Origin of the sequence: Streptosporangium sp. NPDC051022 (assembly GCF_040683035.1) — a bacterium.
GTDB lineage: Bacteria > Actinomycetota > Actinomycetes > Streptosporangiales > Streptosporangiaceae > Streptosporangium.
On the sequence record NZ_JBFBCF010000051.1, the window covers coordinates 1 to 24,328 of the forward strand.

The 24,328-nt window shown below is 70.4% G+C and carries 21 protein-coding genes and 1 tRNA gene; 11 read left to right on the forward strand and 11 right to left on the reverse strand.

The genetic code is table 11. The features are described 5' to 3' along the window. Positions 1-1,355: GAF domain-containing sensor histidine kinase (locus AB0N02_RS44505; RefSeq protein ID WP_363960691.1), on the forward strand; the 1,355-nt coding region annotated here is incomplete at its 5' end. A gap of 408 nt (positions 1,356-1,763) precedes the next feature. On the opposite strand, the gene AB0N02_RS44510 is transcribed toward AB0N02_RS44505, so the two are convergent. The 5 genes from AB0N02_RS44510 to AB0N02_RS44530 all read right to left on the reverse strand — a co-directional run bounded on the left by AB0N02_RS44510 (position 1,764) and on the right by AB0N02_RS44530 (position 8,830). Then, entirely contained in the window at positions 1,764-2,171 is a 408-nt protein-coding gene (locus tag AB0N02_RS44510; RefSeq protein ID WP_363960693.1) for a pyridoxamine 5'-phosphate oxidase family protein, read from the reverse strand. A 169-nt stretch (positions 2,172-2,340) separates the two neighbouring features. Then, a complete protein-coding gene (locus tag AB0N02_RS44515) occupies positions 2,341-4,893 on the reverse strand; it encodes a glycoside hydrolase family 65 protein (RefSeq protein ID WP_363960695.1) in 2,553 nt (850 codons plus the stop codon). Positions 4,894-5,688: 795 nt separating this feature from the next. Continuing rightward, positions 5,689-6,468: a DUF2127 domain-containing protein gene (locus tag AB0N02_RS44520; protein WP_363960697.1), complete on the reverse strand. Its 780-nt coding sequence runs from the start codon at positions 6,466-6,468 to the stop codon at positions 5,689-5,691. Positions 6,469-7,109: 641 nt separating this feature from the next. Next, a complete protein-coding gene (locus AB0N02_RS44525) occupies positions 7,110-8,309 on the reverse strand; it encodes a cytochrome P450 (protein WP_363960699.1) in 1,200 nt (399 codons plus the stop codon). Then, positions 8,309-8,830: a carboxymuconolactone decarboxylase family protein gene (locus tag AB0N02_RS44530; RefSeq protein WP_363960701.1), complete on the reverse strand. Its 522-nt coding sequence runs from the start codon at positions 8,828-8,830 to the stop codon at positions 8,309-8,311. Before AB0N02_RS44530 ends, AB0N02_RS44525 begins: the two co-directional genes overlap by 1 nt. 251 nt (positions 8,831-9,081) lie before the next feature. Between AB0N02_RS44530 and AB0N02_RS44535 the strand changes: the two genes are divergently transcribed. Then, on the forward strand, positions 9,082-10,743 hold the full coding sequence (locus AB0N02_RS44535; protein ID WP_363960703.1) for an NAD(P)-binding domain-containing protein: 1,662 nt from the start codon (positions 9,082-9,084) through the stop codon (positions 10,741-10,743). Between the two features lie 63 nt (positions 10,744-10,806). On the opposite strand, the gene AB0N02_RS44540 is transcribed toward AB0N02_RS44535, so the two are convergent. The 3 genes from AB0N02_RS44540 to AB0N02_RS44550 all read right to left on the reverse strand — a co-directional run bounded on the left by AB0N02_RS44540 (position 10,807) and on the right by AB0N02_RS44550 (position 14,129). Further along, complete coding sequence (locus AB0N02_RS44540) at positions 10,807-11,421, reverse strand: nitroreductase family protein (protein ID WP_363960705.1); 615 nt, start codon at positions 11,419-11,421, stop codon at positions 10,807-10,809. Positions 11,422-11,714: 293 nt separating this feature from the next. Then, positions 11,715-12,902, reverse strand: coding sequence for a glutamate--cysteine ligase (locus AB0N02_RS44545; RefSeq protein ID WP_363960707.1), 1,188 nt, complete (start codon positions 12,900-12,902; stop codon positions 11,715-11,717). A 96-nt stretch (positions 12,903-12,998) separates the two neighbouring features. Further along, a complete protein-coding gene (locus AB0N02_RS44550; RefSeq protein WP_363960709.1) occupies positions 12,999-14,129 on the reverse strand; it encodes a M20/M25/M40 family metallo-hydrolase in 1,131 nt (376 codons plus the stop codon). A gap of 473 nt (positions 14,130-14,602) precedes the next feature. Between AB0N02_RS44550 and AB0N02_RS44555 the strand changes: the two genes are divergently transcribed. The 4 genes from AB0N02_RS44555 to AB0N02_RS44570 all read left to right on the forward strand — a co-directional run bounded on the left by AB0N02_RS44555 (position 14,603) and on the right by AB0N02_RS44570 (position 18,905). Beyond that, the gene (locus AB0N02_RS44555; protein WP_363960711.1) at positions 14,603-15,868 is read left to right on the forward strand and encodes an MFS transporter; all 1,266 of its coding nucleotides are present in this window, start codon (positions 14,603-14,605) and stop codon (positions 15,866-15,868) included. A 140-nt stretch (positions 15,869-16,008) separates the two neighbouring features. Beyond that, complete coding sequence (locus AB0N02_RS44560; RefSeq protein ID WP_363960713.1) at positions 16,009-17,118, forward strand: ferritin-like domain-containing protein; 1,110 nt, start codon at positions 16,009-16,011, stop codon at positions 17,116-17,118. Between the two features lie 453 nt (positions 17,119-17,571). Beyond that, positions 17,572-18,255, forward strand: coding sequence for an HAD family hydrolase (locus tag AB0N02_RS44565; protein ID WP_363960782.1), 684 nt, complete (start codon positions 17,572-17,574; stop codon positions 18,253-18,255). Between the two features lie 116 nt (positions 18,256-18,371). Continuing rightward, positions 18,372-18,905, forward strand: a complete 534-nt coding sequence (locus tag AB0N02_RS44570) for an NUDIX domain-containing protein (protein ID WP_363960715.1) — start codon at positions 18,372-18,374, stop codon at positions 18,903-18,905. Positions 18,906-18,967: 62 nt separating this feature from the next. Here AB0N02_RS44570 and AB0N02_RS44575 read toward each other — a convergent pair whose 3' ends face one another. The 3 genes from AB0N02_RS44575 to AB0N02_RS44585 form a co-directional block, all read right to left on the reverse strand. Further along, entirely contained in the window at positions 18,968-20,041 is a 1,074-nt protein-coding gene (locus AB0N02_RS44575) for a polysaccharide deacetylase family protein (RefSeq protein ID WP_363960717.1), read from the reverse strand. A 271-nt stretch (positions 20,042-20,312) separates the two neighbouring features. Further along, on the reverse strand, positions 20,313-20,810 hold the full coding sequence (locus AB0N02_RS44580) for an ATP-binding protein (protein WP_363960719.1): 498 nt from the start codon (positions 20,808-20,810) through the stop codon (positions 20,313-20,315). Between the two features lie 181 nt (positions 20,811-20,991). Further along, complete coding sequence (locus tag AB0N02_RS44585; protein WP_363960720.1) at positions 20,992-21,366, reverse strand: STAS domain-containing protein; 375 nt, start codon at positions 21,364-21,366, stop codon at positions 20,992-20,994. A gap of 446 nt (positions 21,367-21,812) precedes the next feature. On the opposite strand from AB0N02_RS44585, the gene AB0N02_RS44590 reads away from it, so the two are divergent. The 5 genes from AB0N02_RS44590 to AB0N02_RS44610 all read left to right on the forward strand — a co-directional run bounded on the left by AB0N02_RS44590 (position 21,813) and on the right by AB0N02_RS44610 (position 24,326). After that, positions 21,813-22,097: a GNAT family N-acetyltransferase gene (locus AB0N02_RS44590; RefSeq protein ID WP_363960722.1), complete on the forward strand. Its 285-nt coding sequence runs from the start codon at positions 21,813-21,815 to the stop codon at positions 22,095-22,097. Between the two features lie 75 nt (positions 22,098-22,172). Continuing rightward, positions 22,173-22,766 carry a pentapeptide repeat-containing protein gene (locus AB0N02_RS44595; protein WP_363960724.1) on the forward strand — a complete coding sequence of 198 codons (594 nt, stop codon included), beginning with the start codon at positions 22,173-22,175 and terminating at the stop codon, positions 22,764-22,766. A gap of 455 nt (positions 22,767-23,221) precedes the next feature. Further along, on the forward strand, positions 23,222-23,341 hold the full coding sequence (locus tag AB0N02_RS44600) for a DLW-39 family protein (RefSeq protein WP_013130296.1): 120 nt from the start codon (positions 23,222-23,224) through the stop codon (positions 23,339-23,341). A 29-nt stretch (positions 23,342-23,370) separates the two neighbouring features. Beyond that, the gene (locus AB0N02_RS44605) at positions 23,371-24,111 is read left to right on the forward strand and encodes an HAD-IA family hydrolase (RefSeq protein WP_363960726.1); all 741 of its coding nucleotides are present in this window, start codon (positions 23,371-23,373) and stop codon (positions 24,109-24,111) included. Positions 24,112-24,250: 139 nt separating this feature from the next. Further along, positions 24,251-24,326: transfer RNA gene (locus AB0N02_RS44610), tRNA-Ala, on the forward strand. Positions 24,327-24,328 lie beyond the last annotated feature (2 nt).

The window sequence follows — 24,328 nt, forward strand, 5'->3', positions numbered from 1 at the left end:
GCCACCCCCCGATGGGGTCGTTCCTGGGCGTGCCGATCCGGGTCCGCGACGAGGTGTTCGGCAACCTCTACCTCACCGAGAAACGCGGCGGCGGCACGTTCGACGAGGAGGACGAGGCGATCGTCACCGCGCTGGCCACCGCCGCCGGAGTGGCCATCGAGAACGCCCGGCTGTACGAGGACACCCGGCGCAGGGAGATGTGGCTGCAGGCCTCCTCCGAGGTCACCACCAGCCTGCTGTCGGGCGCCGATCCTCACCGGGTGCTCACCCTGATCGCGCGGCGGGCCCGGCAGATGGCCGGCGCCGACGTGGTGACGGTCCTGCTGCCCGACGACACCCGGCGGGTCCTGCGGGTGGTCATCACCGACGGGAGCGCCGACGACGAGACGGCGCACGGACGGGAAACCGGGGAGCGGGGAGACGACGACCGGGAGAGAGACGACCGGGGGGCCGGAACCGAGGTCGTGGTCGACGGTTCCCTGGCGGGCCGGGCGTTCGCCGGAGGTGAGCCGCTGATGGTCACCGATCCGGCGGAGGCGGGAGACGCGATCCCGATCGCCGGGTACGCCTCGTTGGGGCCGGTGGCCGCGGTGCCCATCGGGGCGGCGGGGACCGTGCGCGGTGTGCTGTCGCTGGGCAAACGCTCCGGCCGCATCCCGTTCAGCTGGGCGGAGCTGCACACCCTGCACTCCTTCGCCGGGCAGGCCGCCATCGCGCTGGAGCTGGCCGAGACCCGGATGGACGCCGAACGCCTCGGTCTGCTGGAGGACCGTGACCGGATTGCCCGTGACCTGCACGACGTGGTGATCCAGCGGCTGTTCGCCGTGGCGATGACGCTGATGAGCACCGTACGGCTGGTGGATCGCCCCGAGGCCTCCTCACGGCTGCAGAACGCGATCGACGAGCTCGACGGCACCATCCGGCAGATCCGCTCGACCATCTTCGCGCTGCAGACCCCCCAGCAGGACCGGGAGTCCGGTCTGCGCGCGCAGATCGTGGGGCTGGTCGAGGGGGCCCGCGGTCATCTGGGTTTCATGCCGGGCCTGGAGATGGAGGGCCGGCTGGACAGCGAGGTACCGGCCGAGGCCGGCGAGCACCTGCTGGCCGTGCTGCGGGAGGCCCTGTCCAACGTGGTACGGCACGCCAGGGCCTCCAAGGCCGAGGTACGCGCCGAGGCGGCCGGTGGACGGCTCACGCTGGTGGTGACCGACAACGGGGTGGGACTGCCCGCCGACGGCAGGCGCAGCGGGCTGCGCAACCTCCAGGAACGGGCCGAACGACTGGGCGGCTCCTTCGAGATCGAGTCTCCGGCCGAGGGCGGCACCCAGGTGAGATGGAGCGTCCCCCTCGGCTGACCCCGATACACGCCCGCCCCCGATACACGTCTGGCTGATCGGCCCTGGTCACCGTTCGGACGGCCCTTGGTGACCGTGCACCCCTCGGGTGTGGTGTAACAGGAGAGACCGAGCGGGCGTGGCGCGTCAGGAGAGACCGATCGGGGACCCGTGCCCTGGCCGGGTTCCCTTCACCGGGTTACGCGCCGCCCATAGGCGCCGACCAGGCCGGCGTCACCACTCGCCGTACCGGCGCCGTGGGGATCGCGTTGTGGGTGTGGTGACGGTGGTGGGGTGGGTTGTGGGTTGTGGTGCGGGTCGGTGTCACCGTTCGCCGTACCGGCGCCGTGGGGACGTGATCACACTGGCGGTGGCGGTGGCGGTGGCGGTGGCGGTGGCGGTGGCGGTGGCGGTGGCGGGGTGGGCGTGTCAGTGACGGATGCGGCGGCCTGACACCTGTTCGGCCTGGACGACGATGAAGTGGTTGCGTTCTCCGGGGGCCCAGGCCGTCAGCGGCAGGGCCGACAGCCGGGCGATCTCCGCGGGGTCGGAGACCGCGCGGGCGCGGCCCACGGCGGTGACCGACCAGCCGGTGCGGGCGTGGGGGTCGAAGTCGTCGACCTCGAACGCCACCACGGTGTGGCGGGTGGCGGCGGCCAGTTTGGAGCCCGTGCCGGTGCGGATGACGATGTCCTCGCCGTCGAGGTAGAAGGTGACCGGCTGCACGGCGGGGAGGGCGTGGTCGGTGAAGACGATCCGCCCGATCGGGGTCGAGGACAGCAGGGCGATGCACTCCTGGCGGGAGAGCACGTCCAGCCCGGCCGAGTCGGTGTTCATGGGGGCAAGCCTTGCCTGACGCCGGTGTCCGGGGGCAGAGGCGAAGGTCCCGTCATCGGAGACGATCGGCCCATACGGCCATACGGCCGTACGACGATCGGTCCGTGGCGGCGGGTCGTATGAGCTGTATGGGTTGTATGGGCGATTCGGACTCTTGGGTCGACCGTCGTCACGCCCGCCGGAGGACGCGGTCAGGCGCGTTTCGTCTCACGGCCCACGGGGCGTTGCCCCGGGAGGCCTCGAACAGGTCGACGACCCCGGCCATGGCGCCGAGGTGGATCCCCTCGGCGGTGGTGTCCCCCCGCGGGTCCCTGACGTCGTTGTTCAGCGCCTCGGTGAGGAGGGAGCCGGAGGCGTCCGGGCGCAGGCGGGCCAGGACCCCGGTGTGGACGACCGTGCTCAGCGTGGATCCGTGGCAGGTGCGGGCCAGGTAGTAGTCGACGGTGCGGGCCGTCATCGCCGGATCCCACTCGTAGCCCAGGCCGGTCAGGACCTCGGTGAGCCCGTCCTCGCCCAGCAGGTGGAACAGCATCAGCACGTCGGCCTGCTTGGATGCCTTGTACCGGTTGGGGGTGTCGCCCTCGGCCTCCAGGATGCGGTCAAGGCGCCGGATGTCTCCGTACCTCTCCCGGTAGGCGGCCCAGTCCAGCTCCCGCAGGGCCTCGTATCCCTCGAACTGGCTGATCACCCCGTCGTGGAAGTCCACCCGCATCCGCCCGGCCATGCCGGTGAAGCGGTCGATCTCCTCCCGGCTCACCCCCTCGGCACCGACCAGGGAGATCGTGTCCAGGACGCGGCGCATCAGCCAGGCGGTCATCACGTTGGTGTAGGCGTTGTTGTCCAGGCCCGGCTCGGCACGGTCCGGATAGCCGTCGTGATACTCGTCCGGGCCCATCACGCCGCGGATCGTGTACCGCCCCTCCTCCCAGGTGGCCAGTGAGGCGAAGAACCTGGCGATCTCCACCAGCAACTGCCCGCCGAACCCGGCCAGGAAGCCGGTGTCACAGGTGGCCAGGTAGTGCTGCCAGACGTTGTGCGCGATGGCCAGCCCGACGTGGCGCTGCAGGTGGGAGTGGTCGGGCAGCCAGCGCCCCGAGCGGGGGTCGAGGTGCAGCCGTGGTGTCTCCTCCCGGCCGTCGCTGCCGCTCTGCCAGGGGAACATCGCGCCGGTGTGCCCGGCGACGCGGGCGGCCCAGCGCGCCTCGGGCAGCCGCCGCCACCGGTAGCGCAGCAGCGCCCGGGTGACCTCGGGAAAGCGCGGGGCCAGGAAGGGGAAGGCGAACAGTTCGTCCCAGAACACGTGTCCCCGGTAGGCCTCGCCGTGCAGCCCGCGGGCCGGCAATCCGGCGTCGAGTTCGGCCAGGTGCGGGGAGGTGGTCTGCAGCAGGTGGAAGACGTGGAGGTTGAGGGTCCGCTGCGTCTCGATGTGCCCGGCGTCCCCGAGGCCTTCGGCGTCCCCGGCGTCCCCGGAGTTCCCGGTGGCCTTGGAGTTCGCGGAGTCCTCGGGATTCGCGGCGTTCTCGGGGTCTCTCGTGTCTTCGGCGCTCTCGGGGCTTCTCGTCTCCTCGATGCTCCCGGTGTCCCCCGCGTCCCCTGCGTCCCCTGCGTCCCCTGCGTCCTCTGTGTCCCCTGCGTTCCCGGTGTTTTCGTGGGCCTGAGGGTCTCCGGCGTCTGCGAGGTTCCCGGCGTTTCCGGAGTTCCCGGCGTGCTCCCCGGCCTGGCCGATCTCAGTGATCTCAGCGATCTCGCCGGCCTGGCCGATCCGGCTGACCTCGTCGATCTCGGCGGTGACGTACGCCCGCTGCCACAGCCGGTCCCAGGCCCGCACGTGTCGCTTCAGCAGCGCCTCGAAGGAACCGGCCCGCACCACCGCGGTCCTGGCAGCCGCCTCGCACTCGGCGATGGCCCGATCCCGGGAGGTGTACAGGGCCACCACCTTCTCCACCACGACTTCCTCACCCATCGCCACCTCGACGGTCCGGTCGTCGCTCACCCACCCCTCCCGGACGTCCTCGGTCGCGCCGTCGCCGCCCTCCCCGTTCCGCGCCGCACCGCCGGGGCACCGCCCCCCGGCCACGGTGGTGCGCGCCGCCAGCGCGATCTCCACTCGCGAGGTCGCGGTCCGCGTCAGCAGTTCGATCACCCCGTGGGAGGCGTGCGCGCAGATCGGCACCAGATGCCGATCGGCCAGGCCCCGGTAACGGGCGACCCCGGAGTTGGTGACCCGCCCGTCCAGCGCCGAGCGGATCTCCAGCCTCCCGCCCCAGTTCTCCGGAACGATCGTCATGGTGAGGGCGGCCAGGTGCGGATCGTCCATCGAGACCAGCCGACGCTGCTCCACCCGGGTGATCCGCCCCCGCGGGTCACGGACCCGCAGCAGGCGGGTGAGCACCCCCCGGCGCATGTCGAGGGCGTGGTGAGCGGTGAGGATCTCGGCGCGTCCCGGGGCGAACCAGTCGCCGTCCTTGGCGCGGAAGGTCAGTGGCAGCCAGTTCGGGACGTTGACCAGGTCCTCGTTGTCCACCGTACGGCCCGCGACCCGCGAGACGAGCCGGTCGTAGCAGCCCGCGACATAGGTACCGGGATAGTGCACCCCGTCGGCCCGCGCCTCGGGCACGGCTCCCCGGGTCGCGAAGTAGCCGTTGCCGAGCGTCGTCAGCGACTCCCGCAGTCCCTCCTGGGCGGGATCGTAACCGTCATAGGTGAGGAGCCAGGGGTTCACCACGTCTCTCCAGCATGGATGCCCCGTCCTTCAGTGCGGGGAGGAAATGCGGAACAGTCCCTCATGGTGTTCTCCGGATTTGCTCGGCGGGGATTGTCATGGCGATCGGGCCGGCGATAACCAAGCCTGCATCGCAGGACCGCCCCAGGGCATGGGGTGGCAGCGCGGGGAGCCCTCCAGCCGCTGGGCGGGGCTGTGAACTGCGAACCACCCGGGTTCGGCCGGGAATCCTGGTCCTTCGGGGCCGGGAGGATGTCAATTCTTCTCCCATCCAGTCGTGGATCCGCCAGGTCGCCGCCGGAGCGGCCCGGCGGGATTCCCGCCGATCGCGCCGGTCGAGGTGGCGTGGATGGTTCCCACCCACGCCGAACGGCCGAAGCCGTTCGCCAGACCGTCTGACCCGCCCGCATGGAAGGCGTCGGGCACCCGTCGCCGCGTGTCTCCACGTGGTGACGCGCACCCTGGCCGTGTCGCCGACGACTCCGTCGGTGTGCACGGTACGGCGGTGCGTGCCGACGACGTCAGGGCTGATCGGCCCTAGATATCAGGGACTTTCGTCCGGAGATCAGGCCACGAATCGGGAAAGGGGGAAGGTTGGCGTGCCCGGGGGCGCTCTGGCGCGCCCGGTCATGGGGCTCGCCTGTTTCGCGGTCCGTCGCCGAGTCTCCGTCCGGTCGGAGCGGCCGAGTCTCCGTCCGGCCGGGGCGGCCGGGGAGCCGACCGGCGTCGTGAGTCCTGCCGGAGGGCCGCCGTGAGCGCCGCCGGAGGAGTCGCGGGGGTCGCCGGAGGAGGAGCCTACGGCTGGTCCGGTCCCGTCCGCCTGGTTTTCCGTGAGTCCGTCATGGCGGCCCGCTCGATCTCGATCAATGAGTCGCTTCTGCGGTCGGCTTCGAAGGCCGCCCGTCCGCCGCGCAGCCCGAACAGGTGTTTCGTCCAGGCCAGATAGACCATCAGCGCCACGTTGACCAGGAACGCGCCCAGCCGGAGCAGAGTGACCCGTTGGATCAGCTCGTGTATCTCCAGTGGCAGGAAGATACCGGTGGCGACGAACGCGAAGTACTCGCCCCAGCGCCTGAGCAGCCACAGGCCCACCGCTTCGACCAACTCGATCACGGCGTAGCCGACCAGCGCGAAGGTGATCCAGCGGAGGGTGGCCTCGCTGGCTCCCAGCGCCTCCTGGATCGAGGACAGGATCCTGGAGTGCTGGACGTCGAGCCCGGCCTCGCCGAGGATCGGCAGCTCCTGCCGGAAGATCTGCTCCAGCGACCCGCGGTTTCCGCGGAGACTCCAGACGAGGTATGCCGCCAGGATCAGCAGGACCACCCTGATCAGGCGCTCGACCGCGAAGAAGCGCAGCACGATGGTGTCGCGCAGGTGGCGGTCCCTGCTGACGTCCGGCGCCCGGTCCGCGGGGCCGCTCTCGCCGGGCGGGCCGACCGTGAAGTCCGCGCAGCGCAGGCATCGCCACGCCTCACCCGACGCCGTGTGCACCCGGAGCCGATCGCGCAGCTCGGGTTCGTCGGGAGAGTAGGTGCGGTGGCCGGTGAAGGCACAGGTCAGCAGCGACCAGTCCATGATCGTCACATTAGGTGCGCCCGCCGGTCGTGCGGCGCGTAACACGCCCGGTTTGGGGTGTCGTTACCCGGCTGTCCGGGCGGCGTGCGCTCGGGCGGCCGGGACGTCGGTCCGAGGAGACGGAGGCGCCGGGGGATATGTGGGATTTCACTGGATATCGGGCTGGTCGGTCGTCACGGGACCCCGCGGAGACGACATCCCGAAATTATGGAATGCCGAGGAGAATGCGGAAGCCGTAGAATGGTGGTATGTCTCCCAAGGAATCGTCCGGTAGACACCCTGAGAGCGGCTGGATTTTCCAAAGTTTCATTCTTCCCATCATTGGCGTCTCCTCGATCACCCGTGGTATCCACGACCTCTCTCACGGGGGAGGGTGGTGGACATATGTGACCGGCCTGTTCTTCCTGGGGGCGGGCGGTCTCATATGGTGGGTGCGAATCTGGGTTATTTGGACCCGTTTCATTAAATGGCGGCGAATCTCTCGCTGAGAGGCTGAGATCACCTTCGGGGGTGTGACGCCCGGAGGGCCGGGACGCCGTTTCCGGGTGATCCCCGCGTGCGAAATCGGATCTTTTCCGGGCGCCGCGGGGATTTTCCCGGAGGGGGCGCCGGCGCGTGACGGCTGGGGCCGTACCGGCCGCTCACCCGGCCTTCGACAGGATCACGGGCAGTTCCAGGAGCCCGTGACTGCGGTACGACGGCTGCCAGCGCAGCTCCTCGACGGGCAGCGCCGCCGTCACGCCGGGGTGGCGGCGGACGAGCGTGCCGATGGCGATCTGCGCCTCGGCGCGGGCCAGCGGAGCGCCCAGGCAGTAGTGCGCGCCGTACCCGAAGGCCAGGTGGGAGTTCTCCCGCGGTCCCGGCGCGAAGTTCTCCGGCCCGAGGAAGACGGTCTCGTCGTGGTGGGCGCAGGCGAGGGACAGCAGCACGGTGTCCCCCGCGGGGACGGTGACGCCGCCGATCGTGACGTCCTCGACGGTGAAGCGCCGGATCGCGTACGGCGTGGGCGAGACGAAACGCAGCACCTCCTCCACCACCGGCGCCACCAGGGCCGGATCGTCGCGTACGGCGGCCAGCCACTCCGGATGGCGCAGCAGGGTGAGGATCCCGTTGCCGACGAGGTGAACGGTGGCCTCGTATCCCGCCCACAGGATCAGGAAGGCCAGCGAGGTCATCTCCTCCTCGGTGAGCCGGTCCTCCTCGTCCCGCGCCGCGATCATCGCCGAGATGAGGTCGTCGGCGGGCTCGGCGCGCTTGTCCGCGACCAGGCGCGCCAGCAGGCCGCTCATCCGCCCGACCGCCTCCCCGGCCTGGCCGGGTCTGCCGGGATCCGGGGCGATCAGCGTCGTCGTCCAGCCTCGGAACGCCTCCCGGTCGCCGGCGGGCACCCCGAGCAGCTCCCCGATCACCGTGAGCGGCAACGGCACGGCGAGGGCGGCCATCAGGTCGACCCGGTCACAGGAGGCCACGGCGTCGAGCAGCCGGTTGGTGACGGCCTGGATGCGAGGCCGCATCTCCTCCACCCGCCTGGCGGTGAACGCCCTGGAGACCAGTCTCCTGATCCGGGTGTGGTCGGGGGCGTCCATGTTGAGCAGGTTCCGGTCCAGGGCGGGCGGAAGCCGGAATCCGCCGTACCCGCCGCGGGAGTTCGTCCTGTCCAGCGACAGTCGTGGATCCCCCAGCGCGGCCCGCACGTCGGCGTAGCGGGTCACCAGCCACACCGCCGTCCCGTCCGGCGTCGTGGTCCGCCGTACGGGGCCGGACCGCCGCCACCTCGCGTACGCCGGGTACGGGTCGGCCATGAAGGCCGGGTCGTCGGTCAGCGCCTCCATCCGCGTCATCAGACCAGGTAACCGAAGTCGACGATGCGCCGGGCCGACTTCGCGTACGGCTCGGAGCCCTCGGGCGCCAGCGTGCCGAGCCCGTCGACGTAGCGGTTGTACATGCAGAACGCCGCCGCGATCAGCACGGTGTCGTGGATCTCCAGATCGGTCGCGCCCTCCTCGCGGGCCGCGGCGACCAGCTCGGCGGTGACCTTCCTGCCATCGTCGCGTACGGTGCCCGCGATGCGCAGCAGGGCGCGCAGCTTCGCGGAGACCGGCGCGGAGTCCAGGTCGGCGCGCACCCGCTCGACCAGCTCCATGCCCGCGTCGAGCTGGGCCGCCGCGAACGCCGAGTGGGACGAACAGCAGAACGAGCACTCGTTGAGGCCCGACACGTAGGCGGCGATCAGCTCGCGCTCTCCCGGGGAGAGCGAGTGCGGACCGCGCAGCAGCACCTCCGCCAGCTCGTTGAGCGGCTTGGCGGTCTCGGGACGGAACCGCATGGGACCGGTGATGCCGGGATATTCGTTCTCGTCCACACCAAGGTTGATATGTGCCACAACGTCACTCCTCCGAGGGATCGGCGAACAGCGGTCACGGGACCTTCCCGGACTCCGTCGGGCTCGTCCCCGGTCCGGCCGGTCGATGGTGGCACGGGACGGAGGCGGCTGTCTTCTTCCAACGTGCGAGGCGGGCGAGAAGGCCTGATCCGGCCAGGCGGCCGTCATTGACAGCCCATGGGCCGTCCCCGATGGTCGAAGGGGTCATACGTGACGCGCTGGGAGAGATCATGCCTGAGGCCGGGACGTCCAGATCGGGCCCCGACGGTGAGGGACAGCCGGACGGAAAGAGAAACTCGGACAACGAGGGACAATCGACCGGAAAGAAGATCTCGGACGGCGAGGAGCACCGCTACGTCATCGTCGGCGCGGGTCCCGCCGGTCTCCAGCTGAGTTACTTCCTGCAGCGGGCGGGCGCCGACTACGTGACGCTGGAGCGCGAGGCCGCACCGGCGGGCTTCTTCCGCAGTTACCCGCGTCACCGCAGGCTGATCTCCCTCAACAAGGTGCACACCTCCAGCACCGACCCGGAGATCCGGCTGCGCTGGGACTGGAACTCGCTGCTCAACGACTCCCCCGAGCTGTCGTTCCCCAGCTACAGCCGCGACTACTTCCCGCAGGCCGACGACCTGGTCCGCTACCTGTCGGAGTTCCAGCGGCTGCACGGTCTGGCGGTGCGGTACCGCACCGAGGTCGAACGGATCGAGCGCGCCGGGGACGGCTTCCTCGTGCACACCGCCGACGCCACGCTGCGCTGCCGGTCCGTCATCGTGGCGACCGGCTGGGGCAGGCCGTACGTGCCGGAGATCAAGGGGATCGAGCACGCCGTCGGTTACGAGGAGATGCGGGTCGACCCGGAGGCGTTCGCCGGGCGGCGGGTGCTCGTCGTCGGCAAGGGCAACTCGGCCTTCGAGACCGCGAGCGCGATCCTCGGCCACGCGGCGATGGTGCACCTGGCCAGCCGCAGGCCGCTGCGCCTGGCGTGGAACACCAAGCATCCCGGTGACGTGCGCGGGCAGTACGGCGCGCTCCTGGACAGCTACCAGTTCAAGACGCTGCACTCGGTGCTCGACTGCGTCATCGACGAGATCCGCCCGGTGGGAGACCGTTTCGAGGTCCGCATCACCTACACCCACGCCGACGGCGAGCAGGCGGTGCTGGAGTACGACTCGGTCATCCGCTGTACCGGCTTCCGGATGGACACCGCGATCTTCGACCCGGCGTGCCGCCCGGAGACGGAGCGCGACGGGAGGATCCCGGCGTTGCGCCCCGACTGGCAGTCGGCCAACGTGGACGACCTCTACTTCGCGGGCACCATCGCGCAGGCACGCGACTTCCGCCGGGCGTCCTCGGCCTTCATCGACGGCTTCCGCTACAACCTGCGCACGCTCACCGCCCTGCTGCGCGAGCGCTACGACGGGGTTCCGCTGCCCCGCGACGTGGTGCCCGCCGACCCGCACAAGCTGACGTCGCTGGTGCTGGACCGGGTGAACTGGAGCTCGGCGCTGTGGACCCAGTTCGAGTATCTCTGCGACGTGCTGGTGCTCGACGAGGCGACCGGGCAGGTGTGTCACTACGCGGACCTGCCCGAGGACTACGCGGTCTCCCGGTTCCGGGACGAGCCGCACTACTACACGGTCACGCTGCGCTGGGGGCGTGAGGACTACGGTGACGTCTTCGCCATCGAACGGCACCCGGAGCCCGGCCGGGCTCAGGAGAGCGCCTTCATCCACCCTGTCGTCCGGCGTTACCGGGGCACCGAGCTCGTCGCCGAACGGCACCTGCTGGAGGACCTGCTCGCCGAGTGGCGCCGCCCCGACCGGCACGTCGAGCCCCTGCTGGCCTTCTTCGAGGATGAACTGGCACGGACCGGCGAGGGGGATCCGGCATAGGGCGGTACCTCAGCGGCGTCTCAGCGGCGTCTCAGCGGTGGACATCCGGCGTGGGGCGGCGCCTCAGCGGCGGACCATCACCTCGCTGAGGGGCTTGCGGGCCAGGTCGGGCACGTGGGCGTCGGCGGCCGGATGACCCACCGGCATCACCAGGTACGGCCGCTCCTCGGCGGGCCGCTCGCACACCTCGTTGAGAAAGCGCATCGGGCTGGGTGTGTGGGTCAGCGTGGCCAGGCCCGCGTGGTGCAGCGCCGCGATCAGCACGCCGACCGCGATGCCCACCGACTCCTTGACGTAGTAGGGCTTGGGGCTGTGCGGGCCCTGGTGCACCTCGAACACCACGATCACCACCGGGGCGGTCTCCAGGAACGGCTTGCGCCAGTCGGTGCCGATCGGGGCGATCGTCTCCAGCCACTCCGCGGGGGCGCGGTGGGAGTAGAACTCCCGCTCCTCGGCCTCGGCGGCCTCGCGCAACCGCCGTTTGCGGGCCGGATCCGTCACGACGACGAACCGCCAGGGCTGCAGGTTGGCGCCGCTCGGCGCGGTCGCGGCGGCCCGGACGGCCGCCTCGATCACCGCCTCCGGCACCGGGTCAGGCGAGAACTCCCGCACCGACCGGCGTGTCGCCATCCGGTCTGCGAACATCCTGGCCGCGCCGGTCATGTCCGTCGGTGACATCCGGCGCGGGTTCAGGGGGATCGGGGAACGCCGAGCGGCCTCGGTCAACGGAACGCCTCCCGTCCATACGACATACATCCGGCGTTCTCCCAGGATGACCCGCGGGCGGCGGCGATGTCCTTACGGTGGCGTGCTCTCCTGCCGCCTGCCGGCCGGACGTCCGCGCCGTCCGCGGGTCATACCGGTGCACTCTCCCCATCCAGGGGCGCACCAGGATGTACGTGCCGTCCGGGGTCACGCCGGGGCGTTCCCTCCGGCCAGCAGATCGCACGGGGGCGTCTCCCCCGTGCAGGTCATGTCAAGGTGCTCGTCGGGGTGCTCTCCCGGGGACGCAGGCCGAGCGCCGTGAGCGGCGCCGTCCGCTCGATGAGGTGGTCCACGGCCCCGCTCAGCCCGCCGTTCCCCGCCGCGGCCCGTCGCTGCCGCGTCGCCCCGTCACCGTCGTCGATCAGCCGGCGCAGCCATCCGGTCACCCGGTCGAGGTCGCCGTGCTCCTCCAGCGCGGGACGGGCCTCACCGAGCAGGCGTTCGGCCAGTTCGGCCGCGGGCACCGCCTGTCCCGTGCGCACGTCGATCCCGTGGCCGCCCATCCCGTCGCGGGCGGCCCGCCAGTAGGCGACGCGCATCAGGTCCGCCGAGACGACCGGGCCCGGGTCGCCCCGGTCGACCGCGGCGAGCGAGGTCACGACCAGGGCGCGGACCAGGGCGGCGAGCAGCGCCGACTCCTCGGCGGTGATCGGCACGTCGGCCGCCCGGATCTCCAGCGTCGGCTGGTGCGCCGACGGCCGGATGTCCCAGAAGATGGTGCCCGAGTCGACCAGGGCGCCGGCCTCCTGCAGGTTCGCGACGAACTCGTCGTAGTGGGCGGCGGAGGTGAAGTACGGCGGCGGCCCCGCGACCGGCCAGCGGTTCCACACGAGGGTGCGCCAGCTGGCGTATCCGGTGTCACGCTCGGCCCAGTAGGGCGAGTTCGCCGCGAGCGCGATCAGCACGGGCAGGTGGGGACGGAGATGGTTGCTCACCAGCACCGCCCGGTCCCGCTCGGGCAACTCCACGTGCACGTGCATGGCGCAGATGCTCAGCTCGTCGTGCAGCCCCCTGAAGGTCGCCGTGCCGCGGTCCTGCCGGGGCCCCTCGGTGATCGGCGGGGGGATCACGCGGCCCAGCACGGGGGTACCGCTGGCCATGACCCGCAGTCCCTCGGCCGTCGCCGCGGCGTCGAGCACCGCGCGGGCCCCCACCAGCTGCCTGTGCAGGTCCGTGAGCGTGCGGCAGGGGTCGGTCTTCGTCTCCAGCTGGAGTTTGGTGATCTCCCCGCACACCCGCGCGTCGAGGCGTTCACGCGCGCGGCGCACCACCGCCGCCGCCTGGGGGACCGCGGACCTGGTCACCGGGTCGACGACCAGGAACTCCTCCTCGACCCCGAACAGCGGGCCGCTTCCGTTCCGATCGCCGGGCCGTAAATCACCATCGCTGTTCATACCTGCGCCCCACCTTCGCGGTAATCCCCCAACGGCCGCGGGAAGCGCGGCTGATCACAGCGTATTGGGGGGTTATCGCCTGGTGGGCGGCTTCCGCTAAGAAGGCGCCGCCAGGAGCCGCTCGATGAGCGCGGCCAGCAGCGCGGCCCGGTCCGGCATCGCCCGTACGTCGGCGTACTCGCCGCGGGCGTGCGCGCCGCCGCCGACGGCGCCCAGCCCGTCCAGGGTCGGCACCCTGAGCGCGCCGGTGAAGTTGCCGTCCGAGGCGCCCGGCGCGTGCGCGCCCTCCGGCGGGGGCAGGCCGATGTCCTTGGCCGCCGCCTGTGCCGCCGCCAGCAGGGGGAGGGCGACCTCGGGCGTCAGCGGGTACCGGTTGATTCCGCCGCCGACGGACAGCGCGGCTCCGGGAAGCCGCGTGACCAGCCCGCGGATCGACCGGTCCACCCGGTCGAGCTCGTCCCGCGTCCACGCGCGCACGTCGACGGAGAGGGCGGCCGTCTCCGGCACCGTGTTGGTCGTGGTTCCGGCGGCGAGCAGCGTCGGGGTCACGCTCGTGCCCTCGGACGGGGAGGCGAGCGCCTGCACGGTGAGGATCTGGTGGGCGACCTCCACGGTGGCGTTGATGCCTCGCTGTGGTTCCACCCCGGCGTGGGCCGCCCTGCCGTGGGCCGTGATCCGGTAGACGGAACCGCCCTTGCGCGCCACCTTCAGCGCCCCTTCGGGGGTGCTCGCCTCGCAGACCAGCACCGCTCCCGAACGCAGGGCCTGGCGCTCGATCAGGGAGCGCGAGGTGACCGAGCCGCTCTCCTCGTCGCAGGTGAGCAGCACGCCGACCCTGGAGGTGTCGGCCACCAGGCCCAGCGCGGCGAACATCTGCACGATGCCCGCCTTCATGTCGCACACCCCGGGTCCGGTCGCGGTCCCGTCGGTGACGGCGAACGGCCACCGCCTGATCGTGCCCGCCGGCCACACCGTGTCGAAGTGGCCCAGCAGCAGCACTCTCTGGTCCGGCGCGGACCAGAGCAGGTGGGGCAGGCCGTCCCGGACGACGCGGCGCGCGGGCCTGCCGAGCACCGCCTCGCCCCAGCCCGCCACCAGGTCGGCGCAGGCCGTCAGGTGGGGGATCGAACCGGGAGGCGACTCGCACGAGACCAGTTCGCCCAGCCTCTTCACCATCATGGCGGCATCCTCCTGGGCCGCCCATCGCATGGCGCTCAGTTGCTTCATCGGGCTCCTTCGCCGGGGATGTCCCCGGGCCGGGACGGGGCCGGGGAGGGAACGCGGAGCGGCGCCGTACTCGGTGGAGTCCAGCGCGACTTTGGAGATGACAAGAAGTTACCGCTGTCAGTCAAGTGTTGGATATTCCGTCTTTTAAGGCTTCTTCCACGTTGCCCATCCTGCGGCGTCCCCCGTCACGGGCGTGACCCCGTCGCGGTCCGCGTCTCGTGGGGGGACGGGTGGTGGAGAACAGGCGGGTGGACGGTGGCGGACGACGGCGGACGACGGCGGGTGGTGGCGGGTGGTGGCGGACGATGGCGGGCGGACATGGCCGACGGTGGCCGGAACGCCGCCGGAACGCAGCCGGTGGCGGCGGTGGGCGGGCGGGGGCGGCGGGTGGAATATTCACGCGACATGGCGCCCGAAAAGCGGAAAGATAGGCACTCTTTGTGCTGTATCGCAGTGTGCGAAGGAGTCGGCAAGTGCACAGCTACCGGAGCGATATCGGCATGCTCCGCGACCGGAACTTCGCTCTCCTGCTCGCCGCCCGGACCATTTCGACGCTGGGCACCTCGTTCGCCCCGGTGGCCCTCGCGTTCGGCGTTCTCGCGTTGCCCGGGGCGACGGCCTCGACGCTCTCGATCGTCCTCACCGCCGAGGCGCTGCCGATGGTCGTGTTCATACTCGTCGGCGGGGTGATCGCGGACCGGCTGCCCCGGCACCGGGTGATGATGGCCGGCGAGGCGTTCAACGCGGTGGCGTTCTCCTGCCTGTCCGCGATGATGCTCACCGGGTGGACCCCGCTGCCCGCCCTGGTGGTCGCGGCGGCGTTCAGCGGCGTCTCGGTGGCCGTCCTCTTCCCCGCCCTGACCGGCATCATCCCCGACGTCGTCCCCGCCGAACGGCTGCAGACCGCCAACGCCCTGCTGGGACTGGGCGCCAACATCTCCCGCGTCTCCGGGCTCGTGCTGAGCGGCTTCACGGTCGTCCTGCTCGGCGCCGGCTGGGCGCTGGCGGTCAGCGCGGCCATGTTTGCCACGGCGGGGGTGCTCGTGGCCGCGTTGCGCCTGATCCCCGCGGAGCGCCAGGAGGGCGGAGGCCACTCGGTCCTCGCCGACCTGCGCGACGGCTGGCGCGAGTTCGTCTCCAGGCAGTGGCTGTGGGTGGTGGTCGCGCAGTTCTCCGTCCTGGTGATGGCCGTACAGGCCGCGCACGGCGTGCTCGGGCCGCTGGTGGCCAAGGAGCAACTGGGCGGGGCGCCCGCCTGGGCGGCGGTCCTGGCCGGAGAGGCGGTCGGCATGCTCGGCGGGGTCTTCGTCACGCTGCGGCTGCGGCCCCGCCGTCCCATCCTGTTCGCCACGATCCTCACCCTTCCCACGGCCCTGCCCTACCTGCTGCTCGGCCTGGAGGCGCCGCTGTGGGCCGTCGTCGCCGGGGCCGTCGCGATGGGCGTCTGTTTCGACATCTTCGGTGTGCTGTGGAACACCACGATGCAGCGGGAGATCCCGCCGGAGTCGCTGTCGCGGGTCAGCTCCTACGACGCCCTCGGGTCCCTGATGTTCGGTCCGCTCGGCCTGCTGCTGGCCGGACCCGCGGCGATCCTCGTCGGCCCGAGGCACGCGCTGCTGGGATGCGCCGCGATCGTCCTGCTGGCCTCGCTGGCCGCGCTGCTCTCACCGGGCGTACGCGGGTTGCGGGCCCCGGAGCCCACGGAGGGATCGGCGATGGTGGAGGCCACCGGGCACTGACGGGAAACGGCGGCGCACCGGGATTTCTTCGCCCGTGCTCTGTCCGCCGTCCGTCGTTGACACCCCCAAAGGCACATGACACCGTCGGACGGCGTACGCCCGCGTGCGCCTTCGTGCAGATGCCTCTGAAGGGAGTCATCGTGTCGACTCACCGGCTCTACACCATCCCGGTCGACGAGGCCACCTGGGACGTACCGATGTCCGGCGACGCCCGCTTCACCTGGGAGTACGACGAGGGCAGGGAGAAACTGCTGGCCCTGTACCAGAAGGGCAAGGACAAGCAGTGGGACACGGTCAAGCGCATCGACTGGGACCTGGAGGTCGACCCTTACGACGCGCTCGGCCTCCCCGACCAGTCCATGGCCGTCTACGGCACCAGGCACTGGGAAAGGATGAACGAGCGGGAGCGCAGGGAGGTGCGCCGTCACTCGGCCTCCTGGCAGTTCTCCCAGTTCATGCACGGTGAACAGGGGGCGATGATCACCGGTGCGCGGATCGTCGAGACCGTGCCCGACATGGACGCCAAGCTCTACTCCGCGACCCAGACCATGGACGAGGCCCGGCACGTCGAGATCTTCTCCCGGTTCCTCAACGAGAAGATCGGGATGGTCTACCCGATCAACGGCAGGATGCAGGAACTGCTCGGCGACACGCTCAGGGACTCGCGCTGGGACATGCCGTACCTCGGCATGCAGGTCCTCATCGAAGGGCTCGCGCTGGCCGCGTTCGGCGTCATCCGCGACGTCACCGACAAGCCGCTGCCCAGGCAGATCCTGACCTACGTCATGCAGGACGAGGCCCGGCACGTCGCCTTCGGCCGGTTGGCGCTGCGCGACTACTACGCGCAGCTGTCGTCGGCCGAGCTGCGCGAACGCGAGGACTTCGTCATCGAGGGGTGCCACCTGATGCGCGACCGCCTCCGCGGGGTCGAGATCTGGGAGAACTTCGGGATCGCCAGGCAGGAGGCTCAGGAGATGCTCCGGGACTCGCCGTACATCAGGACGTTCCAGAGCCTGCTGTTCGGTCGCATCGTCCCGTGCGTCAAGGACATCGGACTGTGGAGCGACCGCGTCCGGCGGGCCTACGACGACATGGGCGTTCTGGAGATGTCCAAGGGCGACCTCGACGCTCTCATGAGGCGGGACGAGGAGATCGCCGACCGGCTCGACGTCGAGCGTTTCGCCGCGGAGGAGGCCGAACGCCGCGGGGAGGTCGACGCGGTGATCGCCGAGGCGGCGTCGCCGTCCTGAGGCACCGGGGCCGGAGCCGTTCCGGGACAGTGGTCTCTTCGGGATGGTGGTCTCTGCGGGACGGTGGCCTCTCCGGGACGGCCGTTTCTTCGGGACGGCCGCCTCTTCGCGAGGGTGAGACGGTGGCCTCTCCGGGAGGGGGATGCCTCGTGGAGGCGGCCGGGGCGCGTGGCCGTACCCCCCGATATTCGGTGGTGGCTCTCCGGCGGTCCCTGGTAGAACGTGTACGGCTCCGCGCTCCCCGAACATCGTCGGAGCCGTGACCACTCTCCCGGTCCGAGAGGAAAGAGCACCCGCGTTGGACCCTGTAGCCCTTCCCCAGGACGAGCCGGGCCGCGCCTTCGCGAACGCCGCCGTCACGGACCGCCCGGGACGGCACGGCCCGCGGACCATGGCAGTGGCCGGGCCCGGGGCCGGAACCGAGGCCCGCGCGGAGGTGCCGGCGTGAGACTCATGGACCAGGTGCTCATCTTCGACGCCGACGACACGCTCTGGGAGAACAACGTCCTCTTCGAGCGGGTCATCGACGACTTCCTCGACTGGCTGGAGCACCCCACCCTCGACAGGACCGAGATCCGCGCCATCCTCGACGACATCGAGGCAGCCAACGCGGTGGTCCACGGATACGGCAGCAAGGTGTTCCTGCGCAGCCTCGGTGAGTGCCTGGAGCGGCTGTACGAACGGCCCGCGACCGAGGAGGAGCGGCTGCGGATCGACGAGCTGGCCCTGGCGCTTGTCGAGCGCCGCGTCGAGCTGGTCCCCGGCGTCGCCGAGACGCTCACCGAACTCGGCACCCGGCACCGGCTGCTCCTGCTCACCAAGGGCGACCCGGAGGAGCAGCGGCGCAAGCTGGAGGCATCCGAGCTCGCGCACCACTTCAACGGCGTCCACATCGTGGCGGAGAAGGACGTCGAGATCTATCTGTGGCTGACCGGGGAACACGACCTGACGCCCGTGAACACCTGGATGATCGGCAACTCCCCCAAGTCGGACATCCTCCCCGCCCGTGAGGCGGGAATGAACGCCGTCTTCATCCCGAACGACAACACCTGGGTGCTCGAACAGACCGAGCTCGACCCGGACGACGAGCGGGTGCTCCGGCTGCGGACGTTCCCCGAGTTGCTGAACCACTTCTGACCAGGACCGTCTCCGCTCCGGCCCGTTCGCGGTCCGGCCTGTTCGCGGTCCGGGACGTTCACGGTCCGGGGCGTTCACGGCTCGGGGTGTTTCGGAAGAGTGAGGAGAATTTCCCGATGAGTGCCGACAGGTTCCCGCGCGCCGACGGCGACCGGTCCGGGGCGGCCGAGCCCGCGCCGAGAAAACCGGCCGTTTCGTGCGTGTTCGTCTGCCACGACGGCCGGGGCCGGGTGCTGCTGGCCAGACGCGGTGCGGGTGCGCGGGACGAGCCCGGCACCTGGGACTGTGGAGCCGGGGCGCTGGAGTACGGCGAGTCGTTCGAGACGGCCGTCGCCCGCGAGGTTCGGGAGGAGTACTCGGCGGGCGTGCTGGAGACCGAGACGATCGGTGTCCGCAACGTCATCCGCGAGGAGCCCGCCTCACACTGGGTGGCTGTCGTCTTCGCGGTCAGGGTCGACCCGGCCGAGGTGGCGATCGGAGAACCCCACAAGTTCGACGAGCTGGGCTGGTTCGCGCAGGACGCGCCGCCGAGCCCGCTGCACTCGCAGCTCGCCGAGACCCTCGCCCTTTTCCGCGCGTGGCGGGGGGTACCGGTGGCCGCCGGGAACGACGGCCAGACCGATCACGCCGATCACGCCGGTCACGAGTAGCACGGGGCCGCGGGGAGCACGGGGTTACGGGGTCACGGGGTCCATGACGCCCGTGCCCCGGATCAGTACGGCAGCGCGCGGTCGCCGAACCGCTTCATCATGAAGGGCGACTTGAACTTGGGGAAGGCGACCGTGTTCACGTCGCCGTCCGAGGTGTAACGCTCGTCGCTGTTGGCCTGGAGCCAGTCGAGCCAGGCGATCGAGCAGAACTTCGCGCAGTCGCCGGTCTTGTCCATCGAACGGATCCTCGGGATGCCGACCGGGTCGAACTTCTTGCTGAACGGCGACTCCGCCGGGGTGTATCCGGCCAGGAACACCCCTCCGTAGTCATAGGAGACGCCTCCCGAGGCTCCCTTGAGGCCCCACTCCTTGGTGTTGGGCTGGTTGCCGTACGGCAGTGCCAGGGTGACCGGGCCGGAGGTGATCAGATCGCTGATGAGCTTGTGGCCCGCGACGACCTCGGAGGCCACCTCGCTCTGCGACTTTCCGCGCAGGCTCTTGTGGTCACGGGTGTGGTTGCCGATGTCGAACCCCTTGTCACGGAGCCACATCAGCATCTCCGCCCCCTCCTCGGGCGTCGACTTGCCGAACATGTCACGGGTCACGTAGAGCGTGGCGACCGGCCGGAACCCCGGGTGCTGCTTGGCGACCTCCTCAAGGATGGCGACGGCGGTGTTCGGCTTGGGGGCACCCGTACCGTCCAGGGCGAACTGTGATGGGGACGAGTCGTCGAAGGTCAGGACGACCGGGTGTTTTCCCGCGGGGATGTCGATGCGGCCGCCGACGTACTCGGCCGCGGTGATCGGGACGTAGTTCTCCCTGGCCAGCCGTTCCAGCTCGGTGCGGAACTGCTGGGGGGTGCGGTCGTCCTGGGTCCCGGGCTTGTCCACTATGCGGTGGTACATGAGAACGGGAATCTGGCCTAGTTCGTTGGCGTGGACCTGCGCGGCCGCTGCCGTCTTCGCCTTGAGCAGGGTCGCCTTCTTCGCCGCCGCGGAGGCGGCGGACGCCTTGGCGGCCGCGGCGACCGCGGCGGGGTCCTTCTCCTGCTTCTCGTCCTGCCCCATGCACCCGGCCAGTGTGGCTCCCGCCGCCGCGGTCACCACAACGACGCCGATCACCCTGAGACGATCCATCGAGTCCCCCTAGCGCGCTGACGATAGCCCAGTGATCCCCCGCTGACCTGCGGGTTGATCCCCGTGGGAGGCAAAGGCTCCGTAGCGCGGTGAAAGAAACGTTCATGGGGGAGGGCCTGTCACAGCCGGCGGGACCGTGCGAAGGGGGCGGGCCGTCAGGGGGCTGTGCGGAGCGGACGTGTCATCAGAGGAACACGCGAAGGGGGCGGGCCGTCGGAGAGCCGGGTGAAGCGGGCAGGCCGCAGAGGAAGTGCGTGGAGCCGGTGGACGGTCAGAGCGCGGGGGCGGGGTCCAGTCGCATCCGCAGCCGGACGAGCGACCCGCCGCTGCCCTGGTGGATGGAGAACTCGTCGCAGAGCCGGCTCATCAACCACAGACCGAACCCCCGTACGGCATCCGCGGGCCGCTGCGGAGGGACGTCCAGGGGAGCGAGCCGGCCCGCGGTGTCGGAGATCTCCACGGTGACGCCGTCGTCGTCGTGCCAGAAGCTCACCGTGCCCTGACCGTCGCCGTGTTCGAGAACGTTGATGACGGCCTCGTTGACGGCGATCAACAGGTCGTCCAGGCGGGCGCCCCGCATGCCGGCGAGGGTCGCGTGGTGGAGGAGACGGTCCCGCAGACCGCTGAGATCGTCGTCGATCGGCCAGTGCTGGCCGTGGTCGCCGGTCACGACACCCCCTTGACGTCGCCTTGCCTGGCAGTCGCCGGGAGGCGAGCCGACTCGCTCCAGAATCAGGGCGTTGCTGACGAGTTCCATGATGCTAGACACCTGCCCGATCGTTGCCAACTTACGACCGCGCGGGACCATGGATCCCCGCCGGGACCGACGCGACCCCCCGGACTCCCCTGGACTCCCCCGGACTCCCACGGTGGGACCGGTAGGGACTCCTCCTGCAGCGGGACCGGTGGGGTCGGCGGGACCTCAGGGCCTCGCCCCCCTACAGCGGCGACTACAGCGGCGACCGGCGGGACCTCAGGGCCTCGACGGCCTCCGCGACGGTCGGCTGGACGCCGAAGGCCTGGGCGAGCCCGGTCAGGTGGAAGAGTCTTTCCAGGCGGCTGTGCGGGTTGGCCAGTGCGATCCCGCACCCGCGGTCCTGGACGAGTTTGCGGACGGTCAGGAAGATCTGCATGCCGGTCGAGTCGCAGAAGGTCAGCTCGGTCAGGTCGATGACCAGGTCACGCGGCTCGGAGCCGATGGCCTCGAGGAGGTTGTGCCGGAACCGCTCGGCGTTGGTGTAGTCGAGCTCCCCGGCGAGGGCGAGGAGGGACATCTGCTCCGGGGCGTCGCCGGAGACGACGGTGACGTGGACGGCCGTGGTCACGGGGTTACCTCTGCAGACTGTCGGGTGGGGGAAGGGGGCAGGCTGCCGTACGGGGAGACCCGAGGGGCCGTGGGGCGCCGGGCGCACCTGCTCGGAAGCCTTTCGGTAACGCTCGGAACTTTCGCGACTTTCGGGGGTTTCGGGGGTTTTCGGGAGCTGAGGCGATCTGCTGAATGCCGACGTCGTTCACCCGCAATCTCGAGTTTCCCGCGACGGCGCCGGCCACCTCGCGATGTGCCGATGGATCGACATCGCCGTGATGCCTCCAGTTTACCGATCTCCCGAAATCTCGTTGGGCACCTTTTAACCACGTGTTCACCGGCGGCCCGGCCCCGCCGCTCCGGGTCGCGAACCTCTGTTCCCGGCGGGACCGAGGGGAATGAATCCACGTGGGAATCGGCTGATCGGTACGTCGCCGCCCGGCGACCCCACGAAGGAGGACTTCCGTGCACGTCGATGTCAAGCTTTCACCCACCGGTGACTTCTACGAGGCGGAAGTGGACGGCAAGCACGCGGGACGGCTGGAGTTCGTCCGGCGTCCCGGCATCATCATCTACACCCACACCGAGGTCGACGCGGAGTTCGAGGGCAAGGGAGTCGGCGGGGCGCTCGCCCGCACGGCCCTGGACGCGGCCCGCGCCGAGGACGTCCGGGTCGTACCGCGCTGCCCGTTCGTCGGAGGGTGGATCAAGCGGCACCCCGAGTACGCCGACCTCGTCAAGGAGGCCTGACCCGTCCCCGCTCCCGTCTCTGTTTCCCGTCTGCGTTTCCCGCTGGGATTCCAGACGTCTCGGGGGAGATGGCGAGTGGGAGATGTCCGCCCTTTCCCGCCTGCTCGTCTCGGTGGCGATCCTGGCAGCCGTCGTGCAGGTCTCCCCGTCGCCCGCCGAGACCGCGCGCGCCCCGGGAAGCGGCCCGAAGCCGGCGGGCAAGGACCTCACGAGAGCCGCCCCGCCGGCCGACCTCACCTGTGCGGACCTCCACGGCGCCAAGCTGGACGGCGTGAGGGTGCGCGGCGTGCTCACCCGGCCGATCTCCGAGGTGCCTCCCGCAAGGGGGCCGACCTGGGCGGCGTGGAGATGGCCGGGGCCGACCTGCGCAAGGCCGATCTCAGCGAGGCGTCGCTGCCCAACACCGACGTCCGCGGAGCCGACCTCGGCGACGCCCGTCTCGGCAGCGGCAAGGGCGACCGGACCGACTTCACCCGGGCCCGGCTGGACCACGCCGACCTGAGGAACGGCCAGTTCTTCGACGCGATCTTCCGTCGTGGTCAGGGTGGTCAGGAGGATCCTGCGGCGAGGATGGGCCGCCAGGAGTTCCGTGGCCAGGGCCGCTCTCGAGGGCGCCAAGGACGACGACGGCCTGAGGACGGTCGTGGGCATCGTGCACCGGGGACGTGACACGTTGCCTTGGCTCGGGGGACAGACGGGCCGAGGAGGGGCCAGACGGTGACGGACCCGGCATGGGCCTCCCGCCTCCCGTCTCCCATCTTGCGGCGTTCGGCCTCCGAATATCATGGGTAAACGGGTATAAGGGCTGATCGCGGAGGTTACTGGGGTCTGTGCGGACGAGTGCGTCCACTGATCCATCTTCCGGGGCGGGCGCCGTGAGGCCTTTGCGCGAGTTATCGTGAAGCGGAGATGGCCGCCAGGCTGGTCTCGCCGCAGACTACGGCCGTTCGGATGCGAGCCGTACGACGTGGTGATTAGAATGATCCGGTTGGTGGAGATTGGCTGCTTCAGCCTGTCGCCCGGACCGGATCATGGCCCGATCCCTTGCTAGGCTGCAGGGAAACGTTGGAACCGGGCGTTGTCTCACCCCGGCAGGTGAGACCGTCAAGAAGTGGGGTCACACCGTGAAGAAGCTGCTCGTTCTCGCGCTCGTCGCGCTCGGGGGACTGCTGATCTGGCGCAAGGTGCAGGCGGATCGCGCCGAGCTCGATCTGTGGACTGAGGCCACCGGCAGCGAGAACTGAACCACGCGGCTACCGATTCGGGTGCTTTCATGATCCTTGCCCACGATGGGGGAACGATCCCCATCAGGCTCGCCTGTCTGGATCTGGCGGGCACCACGATCGGTGATATCGCCATGATCGAAAGGGCGTTCGCCGAGGCGATCGCCACGCAGGGCATCGTGCCCGGGACCGGTGCGTACGCACGTGCCATGGTGCACGTGCACCGGTCTCGGGGCTGCCCGACGATCGACGTCTTCCGGGGCATCTTCCCCGACAACGAGGCCCAGGCCCAGGCGGCCAACCTGACCTTCGAGCGCTCCTACGAGGGCGCCATCGGGAGATCCGGCCTCATCCCGATGCCCGGCATCGTCGAGACGCTGGACAGGCTCCGCGACGGCGGCGTCAAGATCTGCCTGATCACCGGATTCAGCCGTACCGCGCTCAGCCGCGTGCTGTCGGCCCTGAGCTGGTCCGACCGGATCGATCTCGCCCTGTCCCCGGAGGACACGGGCCGTGGCCGTCCGATGCCCGACATGGTGCTGAGCGCGGTCCTGCGCCTCGGCATCCAGGACGTCCGCCAGGTCGCGGTGGCCGGAGACTCCGAGAGCGACATGCTCTGCGGACGCCGCTCCGGAGCCTCGGTGGTCGCCGGCATCATGACCGGGGTCCACAGCAGGGAACGCCTCCTCAAGGGCGGCGCCACCCACCTCCTGGACTCCATCGCTGACCTGCCCACCCTGCTGCTGGACGACAAGATGGCGGAGACCCCGGTAGGCGCCTCCGCCTGCTGAGCCCCACCACCCCGAGAGCCGCCCCCTCAGCTGCCGGGAGGCGAAAGCCAAGTGGCGCGGAAGGTGGTCCTGTTGCTACGGTGTACGACTGAAGCAGGTCGCGAGCACAGATCCCTGTGCGAGTCGGCGACTTGATCTCGGGGCCTTAGCTCAGTTGGCAGAGCGCCTGCTTTGCAAGCAGGATGTCAGGAGTTCGAATCTCCTAGGCTCCACCAGC